Below are 25868 nucleotides of genomic sequence, written 5' to 3'. Positions count from 1 at the left end.
GTAAAGCATGATATTTTTATTATTTTCATAAATTAGACATCTTATGACCAAAATCAGGCATTTTCATTACCATAATTTTGTTCACTTTACACTGCGGCTTTCCATTAGATTTCCCTCGTCAATCTGAATTAAACGTACATATCTTAAGAACATAATAAAAGCTGCCCGAAAAACCAGGCAGCCGATTATACATACATATCTAACGGATATTATACACGCTGTTTATTAGTTACAATTGAATTATAGCTTATTTTGGCCTTGGCGATCGTCCCTTGTAAAGCAGTATCATGAACGTCGGAAATACCGGCGTAGATATTGACCAGATCACATATACACCTTGACAGAAGTTCAGCTGCATTTTTTAAATCTTTTTCCCTGTAATGAGCTTCATCCTTCAACAACTCTTCTATTATGTCCAATGCAATACTCTTCACCTTCAGCGCCTGTTCCACTTCTATGTTCATTTTCCTGCTCCTTTCTATTAATCTATTCTACTAAAATCTATGCGGTTCCTTAGAAGAATAGAACAAGGAAAGAGTCATTCCTTCAGCCTGCTGTCCTTTGTAAAAAAAGTTTTGTAACCAAGCAGGATAAAGAGGAGGACTGTAAGCGAAACACTTCCGAGAATGCCCAGGAGGATGGCAATTTGATATTCAATAGCAAGCAAAGGGCTGACTCCTGATAAAATTTGTCCTGTCATCATTCCTGGAAGGAAAACAATTCCCATCCCGAGCATGTTATTAATGGTTGGAAGAACAGCTGAATCGAATGCACTATCAACATAAGGCTTGGCAGCAATTTTAGGCTCTGCCCCCAACATGAGCGCTCCTTCAATTTTGGCTTTCTCTGCACCAAACCCTTGAAGAAGTGTACGTACTCCAAGAGTGATTCCTGTCATGGAGTTACCGATGATCATGCCGGCAATGGGAATGAAATATCTTGGATCGTACCATGGCGAGAAATGGATAACGACAAGATTGAAATAGAACAGGCTTGCGAGGCTTCCGCACAGCATAGAAAGGGTGATGATCTTCTTCATTTCTTTGGAGAGTGTTTCCTTTACCTGTTTAAACACATTCCGGATGGCAAATACCTCCATGATTAAGATGATTAACAGGGTCAGCAAGGGGTGGGGATTTTCAAATATATGGGTAAGTATGTAACCTGCAATAATTAATTGAATCGTCATTCTAAAAGCAGCTATAGTAATCTGCTTTTCCCTTGAAATCTTTCTAATTTTAACGATAAAGAGAAGAACAAGCACAAAAAGGTATGCTGCGATCAGCCTGGCCAGTTCAATATCAATAATTCCACCGTTCATCTTCTCACCTGCCTTTGCCCTTCTGCTCTATGTAAAAATTCTCTTCACCAAGTTTCTCTGAAATCGTTTTGGAATGGGTGACCATGATAACTGTACCATTTTGCTCCTTCACTGCTTTCAAGAACCTTTTCATTACTTGTATCTCAGTTTCCGGATCCAATGCGGAGGTAGGTTCATCAAGAAGATATACTTTGGGCTTCATAATAAATATTCTTGCTAAGGCAAGCCGCTGTTTTTCCCCGCCGGATAGTTTATCAGCCTCCTCATTCAACGACTTTTCCAACAGTACCAAATCCAGAGCATCTTTCAAAACGTTACGTTGAGCCGGCCCTTCACCAGCAAACTTAAGACCGATCTGCAAATTTTCTTCAATGCTTCCATCAAAAATGACTGGAGCCTGCTGCAGCATGACTGCCTGCCTTCTCAGCTCTATTGAATCTATGGACTGCAATGGCTGATCCTGGTAAAAAATTTCACCTTCAGTAGGAATAAGCATCTTGTTAAGGAATTTTAGGATTGTTGATTTCCCGGCACCGCTTGGACCGGTTATGCATGAAACCACATTCTTCTTCAGCTCCATGGTTACGGAATCGAGTATCTCATAGTAGGATATATTTTCTAATCTGAACATTGTATCACCTCTCAAAACCATTCAGTTGAAAATTTACCCAAAAAAAAGAGCACTTATGCTCTTTTCTCATCTTCTTCATATTCTTGATGAATTATTTTGGCTGTCACACGATATGCCACCTCTTCAAACCAGGCAGCTTTATCGGCATCAACCTCTTTATTTCCATATCTGACACTTTCATAGATGTGATAAAACTCCTGCTCTTCCAGAAAACCGAGTCTGGTGAACCATTCTTGAAGTGTTTCTCCGTTCAATCTGGACATCCCTTTTCCTTCTGCTTGTTTTTCTAAGGAAAGAATGGCTTTTCTTATTTCACTGTTTGCGCTGGAATAATTTATTTTAGCTTTTTGCTTCTCTGTGCTTGGCAAAACTGTTTCCTTATATGAGGAGTAGCCTGCATATCTCTTTGAATCCTCTTCCTCACTCCAACCTTTGTTTCTATACTTTTTCCACATATATAAGACAATGACAAGCAGCAGAATTCCGATCAATGCTTCATTCCACCAGGCAAATGAGAGCTCTCCCCCATTCTCCAGGTCTTCTTGAGTAACTTCGTAGGGCATATCGCCTTCAGGTCTTCTTAAAGATTCCAATCCCTCTGAAACACCTTTTGGCAAGAGCTCCAAAATCCAGTTGATCAAATTCCAAATAGGATCAATCAGGAAAGACAGGAGCCAAAACAGCCCTCCGAATACATTATTCAACAAGCTGCTGACCGTTTCATTAAATATAGCTGTTAAAGTTGACAGACTTGCTAATATCACCAGAAAAAGGAGTGGCAGTTTAGCTGACTTCACCCTGGTTGATTTCTTTGAATGCTCTGCACTTTCGGCATACCTGACAATATAAGTGCCTCCGGTAAAGAGAAGCATGCCGCTGATAAAAATAAATATTATGATCTCAGCTGGCTGCTTTTCATATATATTTTGGAAGGCATAAGAAACGAGTGATACAATCATGAGCGTGAGCATATACCCGCCGCTTATCTCAAAACGGGAGTCCCTTTCTTCTTCCAGATGGGCAGAAACCCTCCAATGAAGGAGAAAAAGAATCAAAACGGATAACCACCATGGAATCCTCAGGAAGAACTGTCCGGTCAGGAAAAGAGTTATGCCAATCCCGGCAAAAATCATATTAAATTTCGTGCTGGACTCCATCCCAGCAAACAATAATGGCAGAGTTATCAGTATGGATAACAGAACAAAAGGCAAACCTCCAGACATAAAGAAAGCTTCATTTGTAAAAAAGGTCAGAATGGCTAATAGAATCAGCGCATCTGCAATTAACTTAACTGATACTCTAAATAGGTAGGCATTCTTTCTTTTTATGCGAATTTCCTGCTTTGCTGATTCCATGCCTGCAAAACTCCTTGTTCGTTAAGATTTTCCAACTGGAAAACGGAAACATCCCTTTGACTTATCACAGATAAAAGTCTTTCACTTTCTTTATCCTGGTTTCCTATGGATATAAGTACAGGAGGGATTTGATGATGCATGATCAGGTATTGATACATCAGGCTGAATGGAAACGTTACGTCATCCCCTGAAATGACCGAAAGCATTTCAAGCGCTCTTTGCCGTTGTTTCTTTCCTTCTCCGATAGGCAGGTAATAAAACGGTGTCCTGTTCAAACTGCGGACATTGATGGCAAGGGAGTAGGGAATATCGTTCTTTGCAGCCGCCTCTATGATATAAGCTGTCCTTTCAATCAGATCCTCCAAGTCACTCGTAATAGAGTAATGTGCAGAAATGTTCAACGTAATCAGCCAGTTTCTGCTTGTTGCGGGTGAGTTGACTTTTGTCTGCAGCGACTGCATCCTGGCGGTTGCCTTCCAGTTAATGTTGGCAAAGCTGTCACCTGGTGCGTAATCTCTGGTACCCACAGGTTGGAAAGGGTCATTGAATAATGAGTTATGCACCGTAAAGGTACCTTGAGTTTTTGTATGGGCCGAGGTAAACCCCTCCACAGGCTTACTCTGAGGAAAAACAAGAATTTCCGTTTTTACCGGTTTCTCATATTCCATGTGTGTCCCGCCGCTTCCAAACAGATTCGGGATATCTACAGTGAGCTTCTCTATTCTGGCCAACCCTCTTCTTCGTGCTTCAACCGGGAATTTGACTTCAATCATTTCATTTTTACTAAGGGAGAAAGGAATCTTCAGTTCTATCAATCCACCCGGAAATTCATCAAAGTCTATTCCAACTGGGACAATCACGTCAGTGAAGCGGAGAATGAGGGATCCATTTAAAAACGGCATTCCGGTATTCTCAAATTTAAAGGCCCATTCACCCAGATCGCCTTTATTAAATTTCTCCCTGTTTCTTTCGTTTTTGAATATGAGCTTCCTTCCCGCATTACTAATATAAAATTGCGAACTGTAAAACAGAGCAAATGAAAGCAGGAAGGCAGACAACATCAGTACACTTTGAACCAGCAACCCCAAGAGAGACAAAAATAAACAAAGGAAGATGCACGCGGATATAAATTGCGAATCAGATGTTTCTCTCTTCCACTCCACAGTTAAACCCTCGATTCGACCGGCACTAAAACTTCTTCAATCAACTCTTCCATAACGCGTTCGTTTGTTTTGGTCAAAGAAGCCTCAGGGGTAAGTGAAATTCGATGGCTGAGTACGTACGCAGCTACTTTCTTTATATCCTCAGGGGTAACATAATCTCTCTCATTTATATAGGCCATTGCCTGTGAAGCACGCAATAAAGCCAGACTTGCACGCGGGCTCACTCCGAGCTCGATCAGCTCATGGTCCCTTGTATTTCTTGCTATCTGTAATATGTATGATTCTATATCTTCAGAGACATGAATTCCTTTTACCTCTTTGGTACACTCTCTCAGTTCCTCAGGAGAAATAACTGGTTCAATAACATCAAGGGGCTGCTTATCTTTGAACCGTCTCAGCATTTCTCTTTCGCTCTCAAACTCCGGATATGAGATGGGAACCTTCATCAGGAATCTGTCCAGCTGGGCTGCAGGCAGCGGGAAAGTACCTTGCTGGGATTCTACCGGATTCTGAGTTGCAAGCACAATGAAAGGCTCCTCAAGTTTCAGGGTCTTCCCTTCAATGGTTACCTGCTTCTCCTCCATGACTTCGAGAAGGCTCGATTGCGTCCTTGGTGTAGCCCGATTGATTTCATCGGCAAGAAGGACATTGGTTACTACGGGGCCGGGACGCAATTCAAATTCTTTATCCTTAGGGTTAAAGTACTGAATTCCGGTTACATCACTCGGAAGGACGTCCGGAGTGAACTGGATCCTGGAGAAACTGGATTGGATACAGCCGGCAAATGTTTTAGCAAGCATCGTTTTCCCTGTTCCGGGTACACTCTCGAATAATATATGTCCTCCCTGCAGCAAAGCGATTGTCAGCAATTCTATTTCTTTATCCATTCCAACCATAACTTTTCCAATTTCTTTTTTTAGTTTTTCAACAAGCATGTAATCTCCCCCATTCTTTCTATGTTTACATTATATCAGAAAAACATATCTGTTTTTAAAATTTTCCGAATTTTCCCTGCTGAATAATCCAAGCCACCGGAAAAGTCATAAAAAAAGAAGCAGGGAATTTGCCTGCTTCTTTTTACGGTGCTGAATTATTTACAAAATATTTAGATTACTACAGAACATATTACATATTGCTTCCCTATGATAGTCTTAAACACCACCGGAGGGATCGTTATGTTCTGGAGCATTTTCATCAGTATCATTTTTGTTTTGGTAGTGGGGATTTTCAATATCCTGCTGTTAAAAAAGGAGTGAAACCCCTAGTGTTCATAAATCATTTTTCTGGTCATTCCCCCATCAATGACCAGGTTTTCACCATTGATGAAATTGTTTTCTTCATGACATAGGAAGAGACATGCCCGGGCCACATCTTCAGGCTTGCCGACACGGTTGGATGGATGCTGCAAATGGTCCACATCCCTTAAATCATCATAATCACCTGTTTCAATCCATCCCGGGCTTATGCTGTTGACCCGGATATTATATTCACTGAGTGTGATGGCCATCGCATGTGTCAACGAAAAGATGCCCCCTTTGCTCGCTGAATAAGCCTCTGTATTCGCTTCTGACATAGATGCCCTTGTAGAAGCCATATTGATGATGCATCCACCTAAATCTTTCATGAGAGGTGCCGCTTCTTTGGAAAAGTAAAATACACTGCTTAAATTAGTTGATATGATTTCATTCCAGTCTCTTTCATCCATATCCCAGAAGTTCTTAAACTTTGATATGCCCGCATTATTAATCAAAACATCAACCCTGTTAAACATATCTTTAATGTCAGTGAATAGATTCTTCACTTCATCATAATTTCCCACATCACACTTTCTGAAGATAACCGAATTTCCGTCTTCCTTCAATTCCTGTGATAGCTGCTGCCCGTCTTCTTCCTTTTTATCTACAAGGATGACGGTAAAGTTTTGTTTACAGAACTGCTTGACAATGGCTTTTCCAATACCATTGGCACCGCCTGTCACAATCGCTACTTTATTGTTATCCATCTTATGTCCTCCTTTTTCTTACATTTTTCCATTAATTCTGTTCTGCAAACCTTAAATGGACATCCTGGAAAGCGCCGGACGTTTACCAGAATAGATCCTCTTTGGGTCATTATTTTCCTCCCCGCTCCTCTTTTGATGACGTCATAGAGCCTCTTTGAGGACATCATTTTTTCCCCCTCCTCTTTTGATGACGGCATAGACTCTCTTTGAGGACATCATTTTCCTCCGGCTCCTCTTTTGATGACGGCATAGACCCTCTTTGGGGACATCATTTTTCTCCCGCTCCTCTTTTGATGACGGCATAGACCCTCTTTGGGGACATCATTTTCCTCCCGCTCCTCTTTTGATGACGGCATAGACCCTCTTTGGGGACATCATTTTCCACCAGCTCTTCTTTTGATGACGTCATAGACCTTCTCTGGGGACATCATTCTCCACCCGCTCCTCTTTTGATGACGTCATAGAGCCTCTTTGAGGACATCATTTTTTCCCCCTCCTCTTTTGATGACGGCATAGACTCTCTTTGAGGACATCATTTTCCTCCCGCTCCTCTTTTGATGACGGCATAGACCCTCTTTGGGGACATCATTTTCCACCAGCTCTTCTTTTGATGACGTCATAGACCTTCTCTGGGGACATCATTCTCCACCGGCTCCTCTTTTGATGACGGCATAGACCCTCTTTGGGGACATCATTTTCCTCCCCCTTCTCTTTTGATGACGGCATAGACCCTCTTTGGGGACATCATTTTCCACCAGCTCTTCTTTTGATGACGTCATAGACCTTCTCTGGGGACATCATTCTCCACCCGCTCCTCTTTTGATGATGTCATAGACCCTCTTTGAGGACATCATTTTTTCCTCCTCCTCTTTTAACGACAGTATAGAATCAAACTTTCTTAATTCTTAAATAACTAAAAAGCCGCCTGGTTAGACGACTTTTATTGAATATAAATTATAAAAATAGAAAGCAGGCTTAGCAAAACCTTTTAACTCATAGTGTTCTTTATGTATCCTCCTGATAGTCCTCTCATCTTTAACCACGTTACACCATTCATACACTGAGCCGTGCACTTACTTGGTCCCCCCCGAAGGCCTAAAACGACGATCTGGATATTATTTTCTCACCAATAAAAAAGTCTGCTGTAAATCAGCAGACTTCAGCTTCTCGGCTCATCCATATAGGTATAAATGATATCTCCGCCCTGTTGGGCAATTCCGCGAAAGTGCTTAAAGTCCTCCTGAGCAATCAAATATTTCCTGAATTGCAGAAAATCCTCTTTTTGCACTCTGAATTCCTCAATTCCTTTATTTCTTAATTCATCAAGAATTGCTAAAACTTCTTGTTCATCCATTCTGTTTTCCCCCTTTCAACCTGCCATATCCATTTTACCATTTGTCTGCAATAGTTTTTTCACTCAAAACCATTTTAACACCGAAGAAGCATTGAATTGAAAACATCATTGCAAACCTTAGAGGAATAAGCAGAAATCAAAGAATTCCAACTTTTTATAATAATTATCAGATTCTTAGAATAATATTATTACAAAATTCTTTACCTTTTAGTTAATTTAAGGCAAACTGTAATTAATTGTTTCTGAAACTTTTGACAAAGGAGAGATTTTTGTGAAAAAAGCAGAAGTAGGTAATTTAATAGAATTCAAAGATGGCTTAAAAGGGATCGTTGAAAAAGTAAATGAGAATTCCGTTATTGTCGACCTGACTTTCATGGAAAATTATCGTGACCTTGAGCTTGAAGAAAAAACCGTAGTCAATCATAAAAATTATACGATCATTGAAGCATAACTAAAATAAGCCTGGTATATCCCCTTTGGATTACCAGGCTTTTTACGTCTATAGAAGAAATACTGAACTTCACCTAGATCTTATCACTGTTTGCCTTTGGAGATACTTTCCCCTTCCAGCTCTTTAAAAGATTCCACTTTACCATGAGGGTGCTGGTCCTGCTTTCTTACGTTCCATTGTCTTTCTTTTTCATGTTTTGATTTTGTCATTGTTTGCTTCCTCCTTTACAGTCTTTTTTATAATGGCTGTTTTCACAAATTTCATTCCTTCTCCGCTATCGTTTTGTATCCCAGGGTTTCATCCATAATAAAATGATGAACAACAAGCTTAAATAACCGAAAAGCGGATACAAATAGGAAAGCAGCTGACTATATTCAAAAAAGCTGAGGAGGTAAACAATAATAAAGATGCCGAGGGTGATGAATATTCTCTTTCCATTCCAATAATTAGCCATCTGCTTTTCGAGACCGAACACCCCTCCAATGATGGAAGTGAATATTTCACCGAAAATAATGAAAATATATATTCCATACAAGCTGCCGGCCATACTTTTCATTACAATAGCCATTGGGATTTCGTATATGGTCACATTAGGGATCATCACCAAGGTGAAGTGGCTTGAAATCAGAATGATCGTGAGCAGAACTCCACCAAGCATTCCTCCATACTTTACTGTTTTGATATCTTTGATTTCCGCCGCCACCGGCACCAGCACAGCTTGAGCCATTGCCAGATTAAAAGCAGCATACGAAAAAGGACTAACAACAGCTTTCCATCCGTCTTCTGCATGGGGAATCCTCATCACAGCTTCAAGGAAATCAGGTTCAAAGATATTTGCCAACATGATGGATATATTAAACACAATCATTGTTGGCACAACGAGTGTATTAACAGCAAACAACCCTTTCATCCCCACGATCATCACGATGAATCCCAGAAAGATGGATAGCAGGACACCTGTCTGCTTACTCATATTGAGCTGTTCTTCAAATACTGCTCCCGCCCCTGATAACATGACTGCCGTTACCCCGAGAAGCATCAGCATCATAAGGATGTTCATAAATTTCGAAAACCATTTTCCAAACAAATACTCATTGAATTCCTCATAGGATTTTGCCTGAATCTCATGTGCTTTTACCATAATTTTAGCACCAAGGTAAATAAACAAATATCCGCTGATGAGGATACCGATTAAACCGATAAATCCAAAACGGGTGAAGAATTCAACTATTTCTCTTCCAGTGGCAAAACCTGCTCCTATGATTGTTCCGACATATACTGCGGCTAACTGAAATACACCGCTCCACCTTCTCATCTATTCACCTCATTACATATGCTTGTTTAGTTGTTTCTTTTTTTCGATCATTTCATTTGAACGAGCCTGATTATCCTGATAAAATGTCCGCTATTAAACCTTATGTACAAGCATCACATTTAAGAATAAAAAAAGCCTGGGCTGTATTGGAGTGGATCGGGGATCTCAATAAATTCCTTTTTAAAAAGGAATTAATTCCCTGAAACAAAACACTTGATAGTCAAATTTAGTCAAAGTATAATTAACATAAGATCAGAAATGGTCAAACAAAAAACTGTACATTCTTTTTTTATATAGATATAGTCAAAGTTAATCAAAGTCAAATACTTATTATCATATAGGAGGAATAAAATATGCTCTGTCAAAAATGCCAGGAGAACTCAGCTAAAGTGAACTTGCACTTTAATGTTAACGGCCACAAGAAATCATTATTTCTCTGTCATGAATGCTATACAAATGAAAAGCAAATGATCAATTCTTCCAACCATGATCCATTCCAGAATCTGTTTGGTGGACATAGTTTTGGAGAAAACCAACCGGCCAGCCATAAAGCACAAGCTCAGGAAGGCACCAAAGAAAAGTCTTTCCTTGAGCAATATGGCAGGAACTTAACACACCTTGCCAAAGCTGAGGTTATTGACCCGGTCATTGGTCGTGATGATGAATTAAACAGAATGATAGAGGTTTTAAACCGAAGAAATAAAAACAATCCTGTATTGATTGGGGAACCCGGAGTCGGAAAAACAGCCATCGCAGAAGGGTTGGCCATCAAAATTGCAAACGGTGAGGTCCCATCAAAATTGCTTAATAAAGAGGTCTACCTTCTGGATGTAGCTTCATTAGTAGCAAACACAGGCATCCGCGGACAATTTGAAGAGAGAATCAAAGCTTTAATAGACGAACTTCAAAGCCGAAAAAATATCCTGTTGTTTATTGATGAAATACACTTGATTGTCGGTGCAGGCTCTGCAGAAGGCAGCATGGATGCAGGAAATATCCTTAAACCCGCATTGGCAAGAGGTGAACTGCAGCTAATTGGAGCGACGACATTGAAGGAATACAGACAAATTGAAAAGGACGCAGCCTTGGAAAGACGCTTTCAGCCTATTCAAGTCAAAGAACCTTCAGAGAAGGCAGCTATCGAAATCTTGAAAGGCCTTCAAAAGAAATATGAAGACTATCATGAAGTTAGATACAGTGATGAAGCTATTGAGAGCTGTGTCACCCTTTCAAAACGATATATCCAGGACCGTTTCCTGCCGGACAAGGCCATTGACCTTCTTGACGAAGCCGGCTCGCATGAAAATCTGAAAAACGGACATCAAGATAAGAATGGAGTCCGCAGCAGACTTTCTCAGATTGCCTCAGAAAAAGAAGCTGCGCTTTCTGAAGAAAACTACGAGCTTGCAGCCAAACTTAGAGATGAAGAGGTCAAGTTGGAACAAGCATTAGACAGCCCCAATGAGAAAGAACTTCCGGTTGTAAAGCCTGAACTTATCCAGGAATTGATTGAAAAGAAAACCGGAATTCCAGTTGGAAAGCTGCAAGAAGATGAACAGAAAAAAATGAAAGAACTTCAATCTAAATTGAACAATCAAGTTATTGGACAGGAGGACGCTGTTAAAACCGTTGCCAAAGCAATTAGACGAAGCAGAGCGGGACTCAAGAACAAAAACCGTCCGATTGGTTCGTTCCTGTTCATTGGTCCAACAGGAGTTGGGAAAACGGAGCTTACCAAAACACTGGCTCAGGAATTATTCGGTACATCTGACGCAATGGTCAGACTGGATATGAGTGAATATATGGAGAAACACAGCATCTCCAAACTGATTGGCTCACCTCCCGGCTATGTTGGACATGAAGAAGCCGGCCAGCTTTCAGAAAAGGTCCGCAGGAATCCATACAGCATCATCCTGCTGGATGAGATTGAAAAAGCACATCCGGATGTACAGCATATGTTCCTTCAAATCCTTGAAGACGGCCGTTTGACTGACAGCCAGGGCAGAACAGTAAGCTTTAAAGACTCTGTAATCATCATGACGAGCAATGCCGGGGTCGGTTTTAAAGAAAAACATGTCGGCTTTACAAGCCATACGATGAAAGAAACTTCCATATTGGATAATTTGAAAGACTATTTCAAACCAGAATTCTTAAATCGATTTGACAATATTGTGGAGTTCAATTCCTTGAACACTGATGATCTTAAGAAGATTATCGATATCCTGTTGAACGATTTATACAGCATGCTTGTGGAACAGGAAATCACCCTTACTGTAACTGAAGAAGTCAAAGACAAACTAGTGGCCGATGGATACCACCCTGACTTTGGTGCACGTCCATTGCGCCGGATCATTCAGGAAAAACTTGAAGACTCCATTGCCGACTTCATACTTGATCATCCTGAAAAGAAGGAAATGACCGCTGTTATTGAAGATGAGGAAATTGTGATTAAGTAATACGAAAAGCCTTACTCCCTTTGTTTGGGAGTAAGGCTTTTTAACTTGAACGGGCTTAAGAATCATCAATAAGACAAATCCTTAATAGATAAACCCACCCTTTTCAATAAATCGATAGCCGTTTCTTTTTCTTCACTGCTCAGAACAGACATCAGCTGATGAATTTGCTTTTCATGGCGAGGGAACAAATCTCCGATGAAATCCTTCCCCTCTTCCGTTATTTGTGCATATGTCACCCGGCGGTCATTCGGGCATGCCACCCGTCTGATCAAACCCTTCTTCTCCAGCTTGTCAACGACATAGGTTATACTGCCGCTTGCGAGAAGGATTTTTCCGCCTATTTGCTGAAGGGGCTGATCGCCTTTATGGTAAAGCAGTTCAAGGACAGCAAATTCTGTCATATTCAGTCCATTATTTTGAATAAAGACCTGTACATCTTCATTGATCGCCTTATATGCACGAGAAAGCACAATAAAAAGCTTCAAAGATTGTTCAATATCTTTTCTTTCTTCCATATCTATCATTTCCTTTTAGTATAATTGTCCCTATTTTACTACTTTCCAATTATGGTTTACAGTGGCTTTGACAGTTTTATGCTTTAAAAAATAATTGGCCAGCAATTCTGTCATGTCAATCTGACTGGATCGTGTAATCGGACGATTCTTGAACATTGGATACTCACCCCCGCCGCCCGCACGGTAGTTATTCAACACCACTTCATAGGTTTCATCCATATCGACCGGCATGCCTTCAAACATTAAATTCTCAATTCTGCTTCCGATATCATTGCTGATATTAATGCAGTATTCAATCCCTTCCCACATATCGTAATTGTAATGCTGAGGTTTGGGCTTTGAAAAAGCGGGATTGACCGCAATTTCTCCCTCATCATTTAACTGAAAATAGGAGGCAGAGCGCTCCAGGGCTTCCTTCATATCTTTTCCGCTGATTTCAATGACGTTCAACGTATTGGGATAAACATAATTTGAGACTATATCTCTCATCGTCACTATATGCGGAAGACCTTTGGCAGCATTATTGAATAGCGCTGTGCAGGATATCTTCACTCCAAGGGCATCCATTTGAACTTTGTTGATGAATTCCACCAATGGATGTTCTTCCATTCTTGCTTCCAATGGATCAGTGATTGTCATGTCACCCTCAATGAAACCTATTGGCTGATCAAGCCATTCCTGAGTTCTGGTTTCATACGTATTTGCCAGCTGCAGGACATGTTCATCCTCTTCCTCGGAACCTACAGGCAGTAATTCAGAATCCTTCCTAACAATCTCCCATTTACCATTGCTCTTTTCAAGTGTTATATCCGCTTTCCCTATAAATTGGCCATTAAATCCTGGCTGAAGGATCAGCACACCATTGAGTGTACCTGTGAGCTGGCGGTGCTGATGACCTGTCAGGAGCACATCGATCCCCTCAATCTCAGCACATATTCTATAACCTTGATTTTCCCCTGTGTGCGGTTCTGTCGATTCCCCTGTTTCAAGGTTACGCTCAAAACCTCCATGATAGGTGACAATTAGTATATCGGGTTTTTCATATTTCCTGATAGAGCTTACCCAATTTCTTGCCGCATCAAAAGCATCTTGGAATTCAAGGCCTTTAATATGCTCGGGATTTTCCCAATTTGGTATATAATGCGTTGTTACGCCAAGTATCGCAGCCTTTAGGCCATTGGGAAATTCTTTAATTAAGTATGGTTTTCCAAAATAAGGTCTGCCCGTCGACTTATCCAGAATATTTGCTGAAAGCCAGGGAAAGCCTGACTGATTGACAGCACCCTGGATCACCGGCAGTCCATAATTAAACTCATGGTTTCCAATAGTCGCCGCGTCATACTGAAGATAATTCATCACTTTAATCATAGGATTTGATTCTTCTGCCAAATATTTAACATAGTGATAGGTGAGTGGAGTGCCCTGGATGATATCACCATTATCCAGTGTAATGATATATTCATTCTCTTGTTGTATTTTTTTTATGATTGCTGCTGCCTTGGACAACCCCAGAGGCTGCAATTCGTTAGTACCGTAATTTATAGGAAAGATGCATCCATGGACATCACTAGTTTCCAATATGGTTAAAGTGATTTGCGACATTATTTACCTCCAGGCTTCTCATATAATTATATTGTATCAAATTTCCCTGAAGATCTCTCTTGGTTAAATCCCGATAAAAAAAGTCCCCCGTTTTTTCATAGCGGAGAACTTACTTTCTTAGTGCTGCTGCGCACTTTTTATATAATTTATTTCCTGATATTTGGCAATCAATTTATCCAGTTCCTGGCTGCTCTCGACAGTCCTGATGTCATTCAAACCATATTCTGCGCCAATCTCCAGCATTTCTTTTTGCTTCTTAGCAATTCTATAAAGGATGACTTTTTGATAGACTTTATCAAATGGGGACAACATTGAAACTCTCACCTTTCTGTCTGTTAATGGAAATTCAGTGTTTTTATTTTTTGCCCTGTTTTTGATTCGATTCTTTCCATCTCATGTCTTTTTCGACGAAACTATTAACAGGAAATTTAATTTTTAAATTCAGTCATAAAAAATAGTAGATACCTTAGAAGTATCGCAACATAAGGATTAAAAGTAAATAGAATCGCTAAAACAAGACAAAATATCCCAAAAAGTTCACCTGATATCTCCGGCGTTTGACGGAATACGACAAAATCCCCAGTCCATTTTTCACAGTCTGAGGATCTTTAAGGATTAATCAATCGATTGTTGCCCACATCTCTTTTGGATTCATTTCATAGATTCCATTTTCTCTGTACATATAATGGTTAATAATGAATTCCCTTCTTATAGTGGCATAATCGTCATGGAATTTTTTAATGTATTCATTTATTTCGCTCTCTGCGTATTTCACTCCGGGTTTTAACCCTTCTATTAAATGCTCGAATACGAACAACTTCTTTTTTCGTTGAGAAGGAATCTGAATCAACTTCCCATCGTTTGTGAAAAAGTTGTTCAAAACCTTTTGTTTTTCTTTCTGAGTCTTTTCCATCCCATCTCTGTCCCCCTTGCTTTCTTCTGCCATATTTAACAGCACATCCCCATGATGCTGTATGACTTTTTTATTTAGATGATAATACAAAGAATTCTTCTCCCTGCGTGAATACACCAGGTTGATATCCCTTAGTTTTGTCAAATGATGCGAGATAGTCGGTGCAGTAAGCCCTAATTTTCCGGCAATTGCAAGTCCATGGAGCGGCCCTTCCTTCAACAGCATGATAATTTTTAGTCGTGTTGGATCTCCTATCGTCTTGTAAAAAGACACCAGCTTATCCAGCTGCACAAAAATCACTTCTTTCTAATTAGATATTTATCTAATTTAATTATTATCTAATCAGTTATTTTTGTCAATTGATTTTAAAACTTAACCATTAGTGTTTTTAAACAAAAAAGCCTCAAGGACTCTTGAGACTTTACACTTTCAATCTATTTAAATCTACTTAATGGCCTTCTCAACCCTCAGAAGGATTTCTTTTTTATCTACCTGGCTGCCTGCATACCCTGTCAGGGAATTGTTTTTCCCTACCACCCTGTGGCAAGGTATGAGGATTGGAAGGGAATTGGCTTTGTTTGCTTGACCGATTGCTCTGACGGCTTTTGGCTTATCAATCTTTTCAGCAATATCCTTATAACTGCATGTGCTGCCATAAGGGATATCTTTCAGTGCATTCCACACCGATTCCTGAAAGTGGGTACCCTCCATTTTCAATGGCAGATCGAACACTTGTCTTTCACCCTTGAAGTATGCCTTCAACTGAGCTGCTGCCTCTCTCAGGAGGCCATTCTCACTATCTGCTTCCGCATCCGTTACGAATTCCAGCTTTGTAAGGCAGCCTTCTTCTGCGGTGATCTTTAAATTACCAATTGGACTGGAAATCACCATACTTTCCTTATTCAATGTTATCATCCTTTCACACTAGGTAGATCAATATGGAAGGTGGTCCCTTTCCCTAACTCACTCTCCACCTCTACAGTGCCTCCATGCTCTTCAACAATTTTAAATGTAACCATTAACCCAAGGCCAGTTCCTCTTTCTTTCGTGGTATAAAAGGGCTCCCCCAGTTTTTTTATTTTTTCTTTCGGTATGCCGATCCCCTCATCAGAAATAGAAATGCGAACTCTTTCTTCATTGCTTTTCGAGATACCAATGGTAAGCTTACCGCCCTTCGGCATTACTTCAATGGCATTCTTCACGATATTGATAAAGACCTGTTTCAACTGGTTAGGCTCAGCAAAAACTGCAGGTATGCCATTTTGATACCTCTCCTTAAATTGTACATTATGCATGACTGCTTGAGCATTCAGAAGTTCCAAGGTATCTTTCATAATCTTTACTAAGTTGGTTTCTTGATATTGTATAGCTTGAGGTTTGGCAAGGACCAAAAACTCTGTAATAATGGATTCGATCCTTTGAAGCTCTGACTTGATTACATGAAAATACATTTCATGGTCAGTGTCCATACTGCTTTCAAGAAGTTGAATGAATCCTTTCAATGCCGTCATAGGATTCCTGATTTCATGTGCTATTCCTGCCGCCAGTTCTCCAACAACCGATAATGTATCGGATTTCCTCAGTTGATCCTGCAACTCCACTTCTTCTGTTATATCCCTGATAACGGTTAAATTCAGGTTGGATAAGAGATTGTATTTTGAAGACATCTCCAGATGCTGATATCGATCATCTTCCAACTTTATCAACCTTAAAAAGCTTGCCTGCCCTTCTTCTTTCAACTTTAATTGATAGTCCAGGTATTCCTGATCTTCGTTCTCTTTGATCATAAAAACATCCTTGATATCACTGCCAATCAGCTTATCTTTATCTGTCGTCAGTATATTGAGTGCTACCGGGTTGGCATCGACCACTTGTCCAGAATGATTGGTAAGGATCATCCCATCCAAAGTACCTTCAAAAATCTTGCGAAACCTCTCTTCACTTTCCCTTAGGCTTTTCTCCATTTGATGCCGTTCACTGACATTCCGGAAGATGGTCATATTATAGCCGTCAACGGAATGCAGCTTGGAGGTAAACTCTAAATGCTTCAATTGATTATTGGGCATGAGGAACAGCACCTCATCCCTGACAGCGCCCTTGACTTTAAGTTCCTGGGTAATCGATTCAAACTTCGTCATTTCCAGCGGATAAACGAAGTCTTCAATCTTCTTCGTCAATATCTCGGAAAGTGAGCATTCAAAGATTTTTAAAGCAGACCGGTTGGCCCGGAGGACCCTTCCATCATGGTCCCATAAAACGATTGCATCGATTGCTTCTTCAAACAGGTCTTTAAATAATTCTTCACTTCGTTTTAATTGGATTTCCATCTGCCTCTTTTCGGTGATATCACGGAGGATTGTCATATGAAGCTCATGGTTTACATAAGGAGTTGTTGTAAACTCAACGACGGACACACCTTCAGAATGGGTGATCGGCATTTCTCCCCTGGCCTGCCTTCCTGAATCCAGAAGTTCTTTGACTTTCATAACCTTATAATGAAAATTTTCAGGGATGAAGGATATTACTTTCCGATTCAGGACCTCTCTCTTTTGGAGGTTCACCTGCTTGCAGAATGCCTGGTTCACCTCTTTGATATTCCCTTCCTTATCAAAAAGGAGGATTCCTTCAGCTGCCTGCTGAAAAATATTGTTCAGCATATGCAGATTCATATGATCGTTCCTTTGTTTCTCCCGTTCATTCGTAATGTCTCTTAGAAAAAAGAAGGCAAAATCACTCTCATTCAATCTTGTGATCTTCAAATCGATATGCTTAATAGCCCCGGCTGCTGTGGTCATCAGCGTTTCATCCTCTATTTCCCCGCCCTCTATCACTGCATTTTCATATTGAGAAAGAATAGGAGAAGGCACTGCCTGAAAAAAATTCATAAAAGGCTGATGCAGCAAAGATTTCTCTTCTATTTCAAGTAAATCCAGTGCAGATGAGTTGGCTTCAATAATGGACAGGTCTTTACCCACTATCAGGATAGGATTGGGAGAAGCCGCTAAAATCTCCCTGAAACCTATATTATCCAGTGAACTAAGTTCATCAGTCTTGTACGTTTGTTTATTGGTCATTACACTTTCCTCCTATTACCATGCATCATTAGCCTTTTACCCTATGTTATCTTTCTTCTGTTGCAGATCGTTTACAGGTTAATTTCGGATTATATCGTTTCCGTTATTAATAGTTTAAGAATCGATTGAATGGGTACTTTCAAGATATATTTTTGATACCTTATAGTTTGCGGACTCTTTAAAACAGCCGCTTTCAGTGTTTAAGGAAACAGCCTTCAAACAAAACAAAAAGTCTTTTGAAAAGACTAAAAAAATTCATTCAAAGTTGGTGAACATCATGAAACAAACAAGAAACTATTACTTTGATAATGCCAAGGTCATTTTAATCTTCCTTGTGGTATTTGGCCACTTCATCAGATCTTTCATTGAAAACGACCCTTATGTTTTGGCATTATATAAGACGCTGTACACTTTCCATATGCCTGCCTTCATCATTGTTTCAGGTTTCTTTGCCAAAGGATTTTATAAAAAAGGGTATATTCCCAAGTTATTTAAAAAATTGATATTGCCGTACCTCTTATTTCAAGTCATCTATTCTGTCTATTACTATTTTTTATATAACAAAAGCAGCTTGATGATTGATATCTACAATCCCCAGTGGTCTCTATGGTTTTTGTTGAGTTTATTCTGCTGGAATATACTGCTTTATTTATTTGTCCGCAAATGGAAGCTGCCCAGAAACAAAGCGCTGGCCATTGCTTTTGCAGTAGGAATTGCCATTGGGTTTATCGATAATATTTCTAATTACCTGAGCCTTTCAAGGACGTTTGTATTTTTCCCAATGTTCCTTCTTGGATTTTATATGAAAAAAGAACATTTTACCCAGCTCAGGACGAATAAAGCACGTATTGCAGCAACTGTCATTCCGGCAGCCGTATTTGCTTTCATGTTTTTTGTCCCGGAATTTTCTGATAAATGGCTGCTTCATTCAAAGTCATATGAACAACTTGGTGGAAAAGACTTCCTTAGCGCGTTTGAGAGAAGCGGTGTCTACCTGCTGAATATAGCCATGTCTTTCAGCTTTCTCTCTTTTGTTCCAAAGAGCAGGCACTTCTTCACTAAGTGGGGAGCCAGCACCCTTTATGTCTATCTGATACATGGGTTTTTCATAAAGTCTTTCCGGGAAAGTCCCTATCCGGACATCCTGCCTCCCGTCCAGTCGATCCTCTTGCTGATTGCCGCTTCATTTATCCTGACGGTATTACTGTCAAGCAGGGCATTCACCTCCTTGACTCAGCCGCTGATTGAGCTGAAAACAAGCAGGTTCACTAAGTTTTTAAAAGATGTAAAAAACTTCAGGAAGAACTACAGTGAAGATGTAAAATATTAAACTGATGCCAATGAACTATTCTTGAATGATTCTTCACATAAAAACCAGACCGGCAATTTTGCCGGTCTTTATTGTTTTTATACATATTCTCACCCCTTGCGCCAAATTCCTTCATATAATTTGGAAATAGTACAAAATACTGAATAACATTGAGTTTGAGGCCGTGCTTGGGTACAATGTTAAAGTACTATTGGTCTGACTTTGCCTGCGGACTCATTCAGGGTGGTTAGATACATAAAGGAGTTTTTATAATGAAGAAAGCCGTATTAAGCACGTTGAACGCGAAGTTTATACACACGAACTTAGCTATCAGGAACCTAAAAGCATTTTCAGAGCCGGATTACCTGGTAGAAATATCAGAATATACCATTAAAGATCCATTGATGAACATCGTTTCAGACCTCTATACGAGAAATGCCGATGTCATCGGTTTCAGTTGTTATATATGGAATATTGAAGAGACAATTGCTGTCGTCAAGATGCTGAAGAAGATATCTCCAGAAACTGTCATCATCTTCGGCGGCCCTGAAGTTTCGTATGATGTCCCTTATTGGATCGAACGCTTGCCCGAAGTCGATTTCTTTGTAATCGGTGAGGGGGAAGAAACATTCAAGAGCCTGCTGGGACAAATCTATGGTGACCAAAATTGGGATGAAGTCAACGGCATTGGGTATCTCAATGAAGGAAAAGTAAAAATCAACCCGCAGCGAAACAAGCTCGACTTAAGGGAACTGCCATCTCCATTCAGGTTTGAGGAGGACTTGAAGAACTTGTCCAAGCGTGTCACTTACATTGAAACCAGCCGCGGCTGTCCTTTCCGCTGTCAATTCTGCCTTTCTTCCATAGAAGTAGGCGTTCGCTATTTCGACAGGGAAAAAGTCAAAGAGGATATCCGTTTCCTCATGAAGCATGGTGCAAAGACTATTAAGTTCGTAGACAGGACCTTTAATATCAGCCGGAGCTATGCAATGGAAATGTTTCGCTTCCTGATTGACGAACACTTGCCTGGTACAGTCTTTCAATTCGAAATCACAGCTGACATCATGCGCCCGGAGGTCATTGAATTTTTGAATAAGGAAGCACCTGCCGGATTGTTCAGATTTGAAATCGGAGTACAATCAACTAACGACGAAACCAATGACCTGGTCATGAGGAAACAAAATTTCTCCAAATTGACACGGACGGTCACCATGGTAAAGGAAGGAAAGAAAATCGATCAGCATCTTGATTTGATTGCCGGCTTGCCTGAGGAAGATTACCAATCCTTCCGCAAAACATTCAACGATGTGTTTGCTTTAAGACCTGAGGAACTGCAGCTGGGTTTCCTTAAAATGCTGCGTGGTACAGGGCTAAGGATCAACGCAGCTAAGCATGATTACATTTACATGGACAATGCACCTTATGAAATTTTAGGGAATAACATCCTAAGCTTTGATGATATCGTTAGAATCAAACAGGTAGAAGATGTCTTGGAAAAGTACTGGAATGACCATCGCATGGATGAAACAATCGAATACCTTGTCTCCCATGTCTTTGACACACCATTTGATTTCTTCCAAAGATTCGGCTCCTATTGGGAAGAGCGAGGCTGGTCAAGAATCGGACATCAGCTTGAAGACTTATTCAAGAGACTGCATGATTTCCTTTCCGAGACGAGGCAGGATGTGTTACCGACAGCAGAGGCAATCATGAAGTATGACTATCTAAAGAATCAAAGGTATAAGCCTAGAAAAGCATGGTGGCAGTCAGCGCTTGAGAAGCGCGACCGTTCCGAAGTATATAAGATGATACTCCAAGACCCATCACAGCTTGGAGATGAATTCACCAAGCTTGGCTTGAACGAGAAAGAACTGCATAAACATACCCTTTTGGAAAAGCTCTCAGTGACTCCTTCTGATTCAGGCGCAGCAGGTGAACCTTGTTATCTTCTGGCCTATTATGAACCAGCCTCCGGGGCCGCCCAGCTATTTACTATGCCTGAATCAAAGCTTTTGCAAGAACAGAAATAAAAAGTTAAGCCCCCGCGGGCTTAACTTTTTTTATTAACATTCTTTTTTCTTGTCCTGCTTCTTATTGGCTTCTGGTATTTCAAAGTGCTTGGCAGCGTTAAAATCTCCAAACTCCATACCGAACTCTTCTTGAAAATCTTGTTTTTCCTTACTCTTTTTTTGATTTGGATTATCTTTCATCATTCATTCTGCCTTCCCTGCCATGTTTGGAATTTCTGTTTTTCCCTTTAGCAGGATTTTCATCTTGGGCAAATTCTGCACTGAAGTCCTTTTGTTCAGCTAGGTTCTTTCTTGGTGTTTGGTTATTTTTTTCAGCAGCATCAAATTCTGCTTTGCGCTTAGCCATGAAGAATCACTCCTTTTTGATTGTACTGGATTTAGTTTTTCCGGGTTGTTTTTTTTCATACCACCTCGCTATCTTTCACCCTTGATGGGCTGCATGCGAAAAATTACCACTTATTTTCTTTGAAATTGGAGAAAAGATAACAGTAGAAACAAAATATAAAAAAGAGGAGGGAACCAAAATGGCTAGAAGCTCAAACAAATTATTAGTTCCTGGAGTGGAACAATTTATGGATCAAGTAAAGTATGAAATTGCCCAGGAATTTGGAGTGACTCTAGGTTCTGATACGGTTTCCCGCGCCAACGGTTCAGTGGGCGGAGAAATCACTAAGCGTCTCGTAAAGCAAGCTCAGACTCAGCTTAAAGGAAAATAATACAGATAAAAAAACAAGGCCGCCTGCTGGCAGCCTTGTTTTTTAATTTTTATTTCCTTTTCCGTTGTTATGTTCGGATGAATGGTTTTGGCGATTTTCATTTTTATCGTTTTTATCACTGTCTGCTTTATTGCCGGTATTGTTCTTTGGCCGTTCATCCGATGTGGTTTTTCCATTCGGATTGCCCTTGCCCCTGTTTTTTTCATTTTCTTCTTGGTTGGAATGTTTTTGGCTGGCACCATTTGTTTTGCCATTTCCGTTCCCGTTATTTTCTTTTTCCAGTTTCTTATCTGAACCGTTCTTAGAGCTTTTAGAATCAGCCTTTTCATTCGGCTTTGTAAACTTATCAGCATGCTTTTCTTTCACATGTTCCGGCCTTTTATCTGCTGCAGCCGGCATGTCTTCAGGCTTTTCTTCAACATCTTCTTCTTTTGATACGTCAGGTGTAGCAGTTCCCTGTGCTGGAGATGCTTCCTTTGCTTTTTCTTTCTTCAGTAATAATTGACCCGCAGTCATTCCGGATGCCATCGCTTCTTCCCTTACTTCAGTGCTGGAGTCGATTACTGAAATAGAAGCTGTTCCTTCTTCACTCTTCTCTGCTGTAAGCTGTTGTATCTCATTTTCAAGAGAGTTTTTATCTTTTGTATCAGCTTCTTCAGTAAAGACTGTGGTCACGGTAACCTTCTTTTGTGCATTCATGTACCCATTCTCTGCACTTAAATCAATCATTTCGTCAGTAACATCCGTGATTGGTTCTCCTTCCCAATCATGCATTTGTTTCAGTATCTCTTCGGCTTCTTTATTGAAAGGCTTAATATTTATAACCTCTTGATCCTGATTGATACTCATCTCAAAGCTTGGATTGATATCAACTGAAACATACGCATAAACCTCGGGTTCATTAAATGAAGGAATAAGAATGAATAATAACATGAGTAGTGCTGCTGCCCCCGATAGAACAGGTTTAATATGTAATTGAGATTTTAGTCGATCAAGAATAGACCTTTTCCTTTCAACTTCATCCATTTGAGGAAAGAATGTGAGCTCCTCTCCAATGTTGTACTGTACTGATGGCTGCTTTCTCGTCTTTATAAACTCGCCCTCAGGAGTCATCATGATGATAGTATCCGGTTTAACCTCCATTATGATCCCTTTTTTCATCATTTCATCCGCCCTTTTAAGTAATCCTTTAGGTAATAAAAATCCCCCATAATAATGATAGATATGGCTATGATATATTTTCTGTTTCTTTCTATTGTTTTCCGGCTGAATCCCACTTGTTTTTCCAATTGTTTAATTGGAAGCCGTTTCTTCTCCTGCAAATATTCCAGCAGGGATGGTGTCGACACTACCAATTTTGCGATGGATATGGCATTGACTCTTGCATCTTCATGTTTTGGAGAGTTAGAAACAAGGTCATCAAAGCTGAGGGAATATTCCTTTAGCTTTTTAGTAAAAGCCATTATTTCTTCTCTTCTTTCATCTGCTACCCTGGTCCGATCATACTCTTCCATAGAAAGAGTATCTGTTATTTTGTTTTGTACTTCTCCTTCATCATTCTCAGTATTTGCTTCTACACTGATATTTTGATGCCTGCCATTCATTCTGATATAGTCAATGACTTTTCTTTTGATGATTACCTCTGCAAAGCTAATAAAGGATGCTCCCCGGTCACTGCTATATTTAAAAATGGCATCATGAAATGCTATAAGACCAATGCTGAATTCATCATCACTCTCATATATGTACCTTTTGCACACAGAAGAAACTGTTTTTTTTACGAATGGCTTATAATCCTCAAGCACCTGATTCAAGAGCTCCTCATTGCCTTCTTGAATTTCTTCAGCCATTGTTTCCAAGGTGTCTTTTTTATTTTTTTTTGCTGTAAAGATTAATAATACATTCAGCATTAGCCTCACCTCATTCCGACCCTTATTATATCATGTAAAAAGCAATTCTGAAGGCTTTTGAGTATGGAAAACGCTGCCTCTTTAGACCTGTTTTAAAATTAAATTCAGGTCGAAGAGGCAGCTTCCATAGACTAATGTCTGATGTGGAAAGTTTAAATCGTTATTGAGTGAAAATCCTTAGTTATTGCCTTTACCTTTGTCTTCGCCTTTGTTAGCATGCTTTTGACCTTGCTCTTGTTTCTTCTCAGCTTGTTTCTGTTTTCTTTCAGCTTTCTCATCTGCTTTTTCTTGTTTATGCTCAGTAATTTCTTGTTTTTTGGCTTCTTTTTGTGCAGCTTTTTCTTGTTTATGTGCTTCTTTTCTCTCTGCCTGTGCTTGTTTACGTTCTGCTTTCACTTGTGCTTTCTCAGCTTTTTTCACTGAAGGAGCTGCAGTTTCAGTTGTTTCTTCTGTTGTCTCTTCCTTTGTGGTTTCTTCCGCTTCTTCTTCTGAACCATCCGTCTCGTTATTTACTGGTTCTGTAACCACTTCTTGTTCTTCTTCAATTGCTATGTCTTCCTCTTGTGTTTCTTTTTCCGCTTCTTCTTCTAACTTGTCCATTTTTTCAGCAAGTTTCTCATAGCTTTTTTTGATGTTTTTGTAAAGGGCAGCTTTTGCTGTAGGATTTTTCACTTTTTCCATTGCAGCTTTAAGTGCAATAATGTTCTGCGCCATCAGTTCTTCTAATTCGTCCACAGACTCTTCTGATTCAACTTCCTCATCTTCCTGAACCGTTTCTTCGGAAGCGTCCTCTTCAGTTTGTCCGTCCTCTTCAGCAGCTTCGCCTGTTTCTTCTTCAGTATTTTCTTCATCTGAGTCTGCTTCTTCACCATCAGCAGGCTCTTCCTCTTTTCCTTCTTCAGCACCTGCTTCTCCCATTGTTTCAAGTGCTTTTTCAATGGTTTCAATTGCCTTGTCTTCTTCACCAGCTTCGAATAGAGCCTGTGCTTCTGCCAAACGCTCTGCAGCAAATTCAGCTAGAAGCTTTGCTTCCTTAGCATCATCCGCCGTAAAAGCAAGCTTCACTTTTTCTAAAGCAAGCTTAGCAAAATAAAAGAAGTCACCTGGTAGTAATGAAGGAGATTCCTGGACATCTTCCAAAGACTCCAATTCTTCTTCCACTGAATCCATTACCGCTTCATCATTTACGATTACATCAGATTGCTCATCTGTTCCCGTTTGGAATTCAACTGTTTCTAATGATTCTGTGTCATTTCCGTTTGCATACGCATATGTACCTGAAAGTGATAAAGTTCCTGCTGCGAGTATTGCTAATGATGTTCTTGTTAACTTAGACTGTTTTGACAAAATGTTCACCTCATAAATTTGTTTTCAAGCGATCGCCTCATTACAAACTTACGGGAAATTCACATAGCTTTTGGGGGTAATTCCAGGTTTTCTGCTTCAACAGGGTGCTTTTAGGCTGTTAGTTGGATAAAGGAGAAAAGTTAAAAATAGCAGTCAAAACCTTGTGGTTATGCGATTTACCCTGTTCCATCCCTTTCCATCACGGAGTAGAAATTTTTGTAATATTTTTTTACAAATGGCCTGAATGAACCAGATGCTCCTTCTAAGGTCGGTGTCTCATTTCTAAAAACCCCTTTATTTAAGCATTTTAATACAAATCCAATCACTAATATTACCGAATATTGGATTACCCCAAATCCACGGGTTAATTCTTCTGATATAACTTAGACCAGCTAGTAACACAA

Annotated in this window: 30 protein-coding genes; 5 read left to right on the top strand and 25 right to left on the bottom strand. The window is 40.0% G+C overall.

The window, feature by feature from the left end; genetic code table 11:
* Positions 1-209: 209 nt before the first annotated feature.
* The 12 genes from ACOJQI_RS06795 to ACOJQI_RS06740 all read right to left on the bottom strand — a co-directional run bounded on the left by ACOJQI_RS06795 (position 210) and on the right by ACOJQI_RS06740 (position 7826).
* A complete protein-coding gene (locus ACOJQI_RS06795) occupies positions 210-464 on the bottom strand; it encodes a hypothetical protein (RefSeq protein ID WP_421384311.1) in 255 nt (84 codons plus the stop codon).
* 74 nt (positions 465-538) lie between these two features.
* A complete protein-coding gene (locus tag ACOJQI_RS06790; protein WP_421384310.1) occupies positions 539-1321 on the bottom strand; it encodes an ABC transporter permease in 783 nt (260 codons plus the stop codon).
* Between the two features lie 4 nt (positions 1322-1325).
* A complete protein-coding gene (locus tag ACOJQI_RS06785; protein WP_421384308.1) occupies positions 1326-1952 on the bottom strand; it encodes an ABC transporter ATP-binding protein in 627 nt (208 codons plus the stop codon).
* Between the two features lie 53 nt (positions 1953-2005).
* The gene (locus tag ACOJQI_RS06780) at positions 2006-3307 is read right to left on the bottom strand and encodes a hypothetical protein (RefSeq protein WP_421384307.1); all 1302 of its coding nucleotides are present in this window, start codon (positions 3305-3307) and stop codon (positions 2006-2008) included.
* A complete protein-coding gene (locus ACOJQI_RS06775; RefSeq protein WP_421384305.1) occupies positions 3277-4470 on the bottom strand; it encodes a DUF58 domain-containing protein in 1194 nt (397 codons plus the stop codon). The genes ACOJQI_RS06780 and ACOJQI_RS06775 overlap by 31 nt, the downstream gene beginning before the upstream one ends.
* Before the next feature lie 2 nt (positions 4471-4472).
* A complete protein-coding gene (locus ACOJQI_RS06770) occupies positions 4473-5405 on the bottom strand; it encodes an AAA family ATPase (protein WP_421384304.1) in 933 nt (310 codons plus the stop codon).
* Positions 5406-5731: 326 nt separating this feature from the next.
* Entirely contained in the window at positions 5732-6472 is a 741-nt protein-coding gene (locus tag ACOJQI_RS06765) for an SDR family NAD(P)-dependent oxidoreductase (RefSeq protein ID WP_421384302.1), read from the bottom strand.
* Complete coding sequence (locus tag ACOJQI_RS06760) at positions 6454-6669, bottom strand: hypothetical protein (RefSeq protein WP_421384301.1); 216 nt, start codon at positions 6667-6669, stop codon at positions 6454-6456. Before ACOJQI_RS06760 ends, ACOJQI_RS06765 begins: the two co-directional genes overlap by 19 nt.
* Positions 6670-6740: 71 nt before the next feature.
* Entirely contained in the window at positions 6741-6881 is a 141-nt protein-coding gene (locus ACOJQI_RS06755) for a hypothetical protein (protein WP_421384300.1), read from the bottom strand.
* A 49-nt stretch (positions 6882-6930) separates the two neighbouring features.
* On the bottom strand, positions 6931-7092 hold the full coding sequence (locus tag ACOJQI_RS06750) for a hypothetical protein (protein ID WP_421384298.1): 162 nt from the start codon (positions 7090-7092) through the stop codon (positions 6931-6933).
* 18 nt (positions 7093-7110) lie between these two features.
* Positions 7111-7251 (bottom strand): hypothetical protein, encoded by a 141-nt coding sequence (locus tag ACOJQI_RS06745; RefSeq protein WP_421384297.1) that lies wholly within the window; start codon positions 7249-7251, stop codon positions 7111-7113.
* 380 nt (positions 7252-7631) lie between these two features.
* A complete protein-coding gene (locus ACOJQI_RS06740; RefSeq protein ID WP_421384296.1) occupies positions 7632-7826 on the bottom strand; it encodes a hypothetical protein in 195 nt (64 codons plus the stop codon).
* A 271-nt stretch (positions 7827-8097) separates the two neighbouring features.
* On the opposite strand from ACOJQI_RS06740, the gene ACOJQI_RS06735 reads away from it, so the two are divergent.
* On the top strand, positions 8098-8277 hold the full coding sequence (locus ACOJQI_RS06735) for a YkvS family protein (protein ID WP_421384294.1): 180 nt from the start codon (positions 8098-8100) through the stop codon (positions 8275-8277).
* A gap of 83 nt (positions 8278-8360) precedes the next feature.
* Here the strand turns inward: ACOJQI_RS06735 and ACOJQI_RS06730 are convergent, their stop codons facing one another.
* Both ACOJQI_RS06730 and ACOJQI_RS06725 read right to left on the bottom strand, forming a co-directional pair.
* Positions 8361-8486 carry a DUF6254 family protein gene (locus ACOJQI_RS06730; RefSeq protein ID WP_421384293.1) on the bottom strand — a complete coding sequence of 42 codons (126 nt, stop codon included), beginning with the start codon at positions 8484-8486 and terminating at the stop codon, positions 8361-8363.
* A 65-nt stretch (positions 8487-8551) separates the two neighbouring features.
* Entirely contained in the window at positions 8552-9592 is a 1041-nt protein-coding gene (locus ACOJQI_RS06725; protein ID WP_421384292.1) for a hypothetical protein, read from the bottom strand.
* A gap of 353 nt (positions 9593-9945) precedes the next feature.
* On the opposite strand from ACOJQI_RS06725, the gene ACOJQI_RS06720 reads away from it, so the two are divergent.
* Positions 9946-12048 carry an ATP-dependent Clp protease ATP-binding subunit gene (locus ACOJQI_RS06720; RefSeq protein WP_421384291.1) on the top strand — a complete coding sequence of 701 codons (2103 nt, stop codon included), beginning with the start codon at positions 9946-9948 and terminating at the stop codon, positions 12046-12048.
* A gap of 65 nt (positions 12049-12113) precedes the next feature.
* Here the strand turns inward: ACOJQI_RS06720 and ACOJQI_RS06715 are convergent, their stop codons facing one another.
* The 6 genes from ACOJQI_RS06715 to ACOJQI_RS06690 all read right to left on the bottom strand — a co-directional run bounded on the left by ACOJQI_RS06715 (position 12114) and on the right by ACOJQI_RS06690 (position 18152).
* Positions 12114-12572: a MarR family winged helix-turn-helix transcriptional regulator gene (locus tag ACOJQI_RS06715; RefSeq protein ID WP_421384290.1), complete on the bottom strand. Its 459-nt coding sequence runs from the start codon at positions 12570-12572 to the stop codon at positions 12114-12116.
* 21 nt (positions 12573-12593) lie between these two features.
* Positions 12594-14165 (bottom strand): bifunctional metallophosphatase/5'-nucleotidase, encoded by a 1572-nt coding sequence (locus tag ACOJQI_RS06710; RefSeq protein ID WP_421384289.1) that lies wholly within the window; start codon positions 14163-14165, stop codon positions 12594-12596.
* Between the two features lie 117 nt (positions 14166-14282).
* Positions 14283-14477 carry a Spo0E family sporulation regulatory protein-aspartic acid phosphatase gene (locus ACOJQI_RS06705; protein ID WP_421384287.1) on the bottom strand — a complete coding sequence of 65 codons (195 nt, stop codon included), beginning with the start codon at positions 14475-14477 and terminating at the stop codon, positions 14283-14285.
* A 307-nt stretch (positions 14478-14784) separates the two neighbouring features.
* Entirely contained in the window at positions 14785-15369 is a 585-nt protein-coding gene (locus ACOJQI_RS06700; RefSeq protein WP_421384286.1) for a metalloregulator ArsR/SmtB family transcription factor, read from the bottom strand.
* Between the two features lie 153 nt (positions 15370-15522).
* Positions 15523-15969 (bottom strand): methylated-DNA--[protein]-cysteine S-methyltransferase, encoded by a 447-nt coding sequence (locus tag ACOJQI_RS06695; RefSeq protein WP_421385410.1) that lies wholly within the window; start codon positions 15967-15969, stop codon positions 15523-15525.
* A gap of 20 nt (positions 15970-15989) precedes the next feature.
* Positions 15990-18152 (bottom strand): PAS domain S-box protein, encoded by a 2163-nt coding sequence (locus ACOJQI_RS06690; protein WP_421384284.1) that lies wholly within the window; start codon positions 18150-18152, stop codon positions 15990-15992.
* A 277-nt stretch (positions 18153-18429) separates the two neighbouring features.
* Between ACOJQI_RS06690 and ACOJQI_RS06685 the strand changes: the two genes are divergently transcribed.
* Both ACOJQI_RS06685 and ACOJQI_RS06680 read left to right on the top strand, forming a co-directional pair.
* Entirely contained in the window at positions 18430-19482 is a 1053-nt protein-coding gene (locus tag ACOJQI_RS06685) for an acyltransferase family protein (RefSeq protein ID WP_421384282.1), read from the top strand.
* 251 nt (positions 19483-19733) lie between these two features.
* Positions 19734-21491: a B12-binding domain-containing radical SAM protein gene (locus tag ACOJQI_RS06680; protein ID WP_421384280.1), complete on the top strand. Its 1758-nt coding sequence runs from the start codon at positions 19734-19736 to the stop codon at positions 21489-21491.
* A gap of 33 nt (positions 21492-21524) precedes the next feature.
* Here the strand turns inward: ACOJQI_RS06680 and ACOJQI_RS06675 are convergent, their stop codons facing one another.
* A complete protein-coding gene (locus tag ACOJQI_RS06675) occupies positions 21525-21674 on the bottom strand; it encodes a hypothetical protein (protein WP_421384278.1) in 150 nt (49 codons plus the stop codon).
* On the bottom strand, positions 21661-21837 hold the full coding sequence (locus tag ACOJQI_RS06670) for a hypothetical protein (protein WP_421384277.1): 177 nt from the start codon (positions 21835-21837) through the stop codon (positions 21661-21663). Before ACOJQI_RS06670 ends, ACOJQI_RS06675 begins: the two co-directional genes overlap by 14 nt.
* Before the next feature lie 178 nt (positions 21838-22015).
* Between ACOJQI_RS06670 and ACOJQI_RS06665 the strand changes: the two genes are divergently transcribed.
* A complete protein-coding gene (locus tag ACOJQI_RS06665) occupies positions 22016-22207 on the top strand; it encodes a small, acid-soluble spore protein, alpha/beta type (RefSeq protein WP_421384275.1) in 192 nt (63 codons plus the stop codon).
* Between the two features lie 42 nt (positions 22208-22249).
* Here ACOJQI_RS06665 and ACOJQI_RS06660 read toward each other — a convergent pair whose 3' ends face one another.
* The 3 genes from ACOJQI_RS06660 to ACOJQI_RS06650 all read right to left on the bottom strand — a co-directional run bounded on the left by ACOJQI_RS06660 (position 22250) and on the right by ACOJQI_RS06650 (position 25464).
* Positions 22250-23371 carry an anti-sigma factor domain-containing protein gene (locus ACOJQI_RS06660; protein ID WP_421384274.1) on the bottom strand — a complete coding sequence of 374 codons (1122 nt, stop codon included), beginning with the start codon at positions 23369-23371 and terminating at the stop codon, positions 22250-22252.
* Positions 23368-24117 carry an RNA polymerase sigma factor SigI gene (sigI, locus tag ACOJQI_RS06655; RefSeq protein WP_421384272.1) on the bottom strand — a complete coding sequence of 250 codons (750 nt, stop codon included), beginning with the start codon at positions 24115-24117 and terminating at the stop codon, positions 23368-23370. Before sigI ends, ACOJQI_RS06660 begins: the two co-directional genes overlap by 4 nt.
* A 177-nt stretch (positions 24118-24294) precedes the next feature.
* Entirely contained in the window at positions 24295-25464 is a 1170-nt protein-coding gene (locus ACOJQI_RS06650; protein ID WP_421384270.1) for a hypothetical protein, read from the bottom strand.
* Positions 25465-25868 lie beyond the last annotated feature (404 nt).

The organism is Bacillus salacetis (assembly GCF_049177075.1).
GTDB classification, from domain to species: domain Bacteria; phylum Bacillota; class Bacilli; order Bacillales; family Bacillaceae_B; genus Rossellomorea; species Rossellomorea salacetis_A.
The sequence above is the reverse complement of the archived record's forward strand: the minus strand, read 5'-3'. Positions and strand labels throughout refer to the sequence as shown.

What these genes read in the sequence shown, in the direction of transcription:
- ACOJQI_RS06795 (WP_421384311.1), bottom strand. Translation starts at nt 464, where the DNA reads ATGAACATAGAAGTGGAACAGGCGCTGAAGGTGAAGAGTATTGCATTG.
- ACOJQI_RS06705 (WP_421384287.1), bottom strand. Translation starts at nt 14,477, where the DNA reads ATGTTGTCCCCATTTGATAAAGTCTATCAAAAAGTCATCCTTTATAGA.
- sigI (WP_421384272.1), bottom strand. Translation starts at nt 24,117, where the DNA reads ATGCTGAATGTATTATTAATCTTTACAGCAAAAAAAAATAAAAAAGAC.
- ACOJQI_RS06760 (WP_421384301.1), bottom strand. Translation starts at nt 6,669, where the DNA reads ATGCCGTCATCAAAAGAGGAGGGGGAAAAAATGATGTCCTCAAAGAGG.
- ACOJQI_RS06685 (WP_421384282.1), top strand. Translation starts at nt 18,430, where the DNA reads ATGAAACAAACAAGAAACTATTACTTTGATAATGCCAAGGTCATTTTA.
- ACOJQI_RS06660 (WP_421384274.1), bottom strand. Translation starts at nt 23,371, where the DNA reads ATGATGAAAAAAGGGATCATAATGGAGGTTAAACCGGATACTATCATC.
- ACOJQI_RS06710 (WP_421384289.1), bottom strand. Translation starts at nt 14,165, where the DNA reads ATGTCGCAAATCACTTTAACCATATTGGAAACTAGTGATGTCCATGGA.
- ACOJQI_RS06765 (WP_421384302.1), bottom strand. Translation starts at nt 6,472, where the DNA reads ATGGATAACAATAAAGTAGCGATTGTGACAGGCGGTGCCAATGGTATT.
- ACOJQI_RS06740 (WP_421384296.1), bottom strand. Translation starts at nt 7,826, where the DNA reads ATGGATGAACAAGAAGTTTTAGCAATTCTTGATGAATTAAGAAATAAA.
- ACOJQI_RS06675 (WP_421384278.1), bottom strand. Translation starts at nt 21,674, where the DNA reads ATGATGAAAGATAATCCAAATCAAAAAAAGAGTAAGGAAAAACAAGAT.
- ACOJQI_RS06745 (WP_421384297.1), bottom strand. Translation starts at nt 7,251, where the DNA reads ATGACGTCATCAAAAGAAGAGCTGGTGGAAAATGATGTCCCCAAAGAG.
- ACOJQI_RS06680 (WP_421384280.1), top strand. Translation starts at nt 19,734, where the DNA reads ATGAAGAAAGCCGTATTAAGCACGTTGAACGCGAAGTTTATACACACG.
- ACOJQI_RS06715 (WP_421384290.1), bottom strand. Translation starts at nt 12,572, where the DNA reads ATGATAGATATGGAAGAAAGAAAAGATATTGAACAATCTTTGAAGCTT.
- ACOJQI_RS06780 (WP_421384307.1), bottom strand. Translation starts at nt 3,307, where the DNA reads ATGGAATCAGCAAAGCAGGAAATTCGCATAAAAAGAAAGAATGCCTAC.
- ACOJQI_RS06785 (WP_421384308.1), bottom strand. Translation starts at nt 1,952, where the DNA reads ATGTTCAGATTAGAAAATATATCCTACTATGAGATACTCGATTCCGTA.
- ACOJQI_RS06755 (WP_421384300.1), bottom strand. Translation starts at nt 6,881, where the DNA reads ATGACGTCATCAAAAGAAGAGCTGGTGGAAAATGATGTCCCCAAAGAG.
- ACOJQI_RS06670 (WP_421384277.1), bottom strand. Translation starts at nt 21,837, where the DNA reads ATGGCTAAGCGCAAAGCAGAATTTGATGCTGCTGAAAAAAATAACCAA.
- ACOJQI_RS06770 (WP_421384304.1), bottom strand. Translation starts at nt 5,405, where the DNA reads ATGCTTGTTGAAAAACTAAAAAAAGAAATTGGAAAAGTTATGGTTGGA.
- ACOJQI_RS06730 (WP_421384293.1), bottom strand. Translation starts at nt 8,486, where the DNA reads ATGACAAAATCAAAACATGAAAAAGAAAGACAATGGAACGTAAGAAAG.
- ACOJQI_RS06690 (WP_421384284.1), bottom strand. Translation starts at nt 18,152, where the DNA reads ATGACCAATAAACAAACGTACAAGACTGATGAACTTAGTTCACTGGAT.
- ACOJQI_RS06695 (WP_421385410.1), bottom strand. Translation starts at nt 15,969, where the DNA reads ATGGTGATTTCCAGTCCAATTGGTAATTTAAAGATCACCGCAGAAGAA.
- ACOJQI_RS06665 (WP_421384275.1), top strand. Translation starts at nt 22,016, where the DNA reads ATGGCTAGAAGCTCAAACAAATTATTAGTTCCTGGAGTGGAACAATTT.
- ACOJQI_RS06750 (WP_421384298.1), bottom strand. Translation starts at nt 7,092, where the DNA reads ATGACGTCATCAAAAGAAGAGCTGGTGGAAAATGATGTCCCCAAAGAG.
- ACOJQI_RS06790 (WP_421384310.1), bottom strand. Translation starts at nt 1,321, where the DNA reads ATGAACGGTGGAATTATTGATATTGAACTGGCCAGGCTGATCGCAGCA.
- ACOJQI_RS06720 (WP_421384291.1), top strand. Translation starts at nt 9,946, where the DNA reads ATGCTCTGTCAAAAATGCCAGGAGAACTCAGCTAAAGTGAACTTGCAC.
- ACOJQI_RS06725 (WP_421384292.1), bottom strand. Translation starts at nt 9,592, where the DNA reads ATGAGAAGGTGGAGCGGTGTATTTCAGTTAGCCGCAGTATATGTCGGA.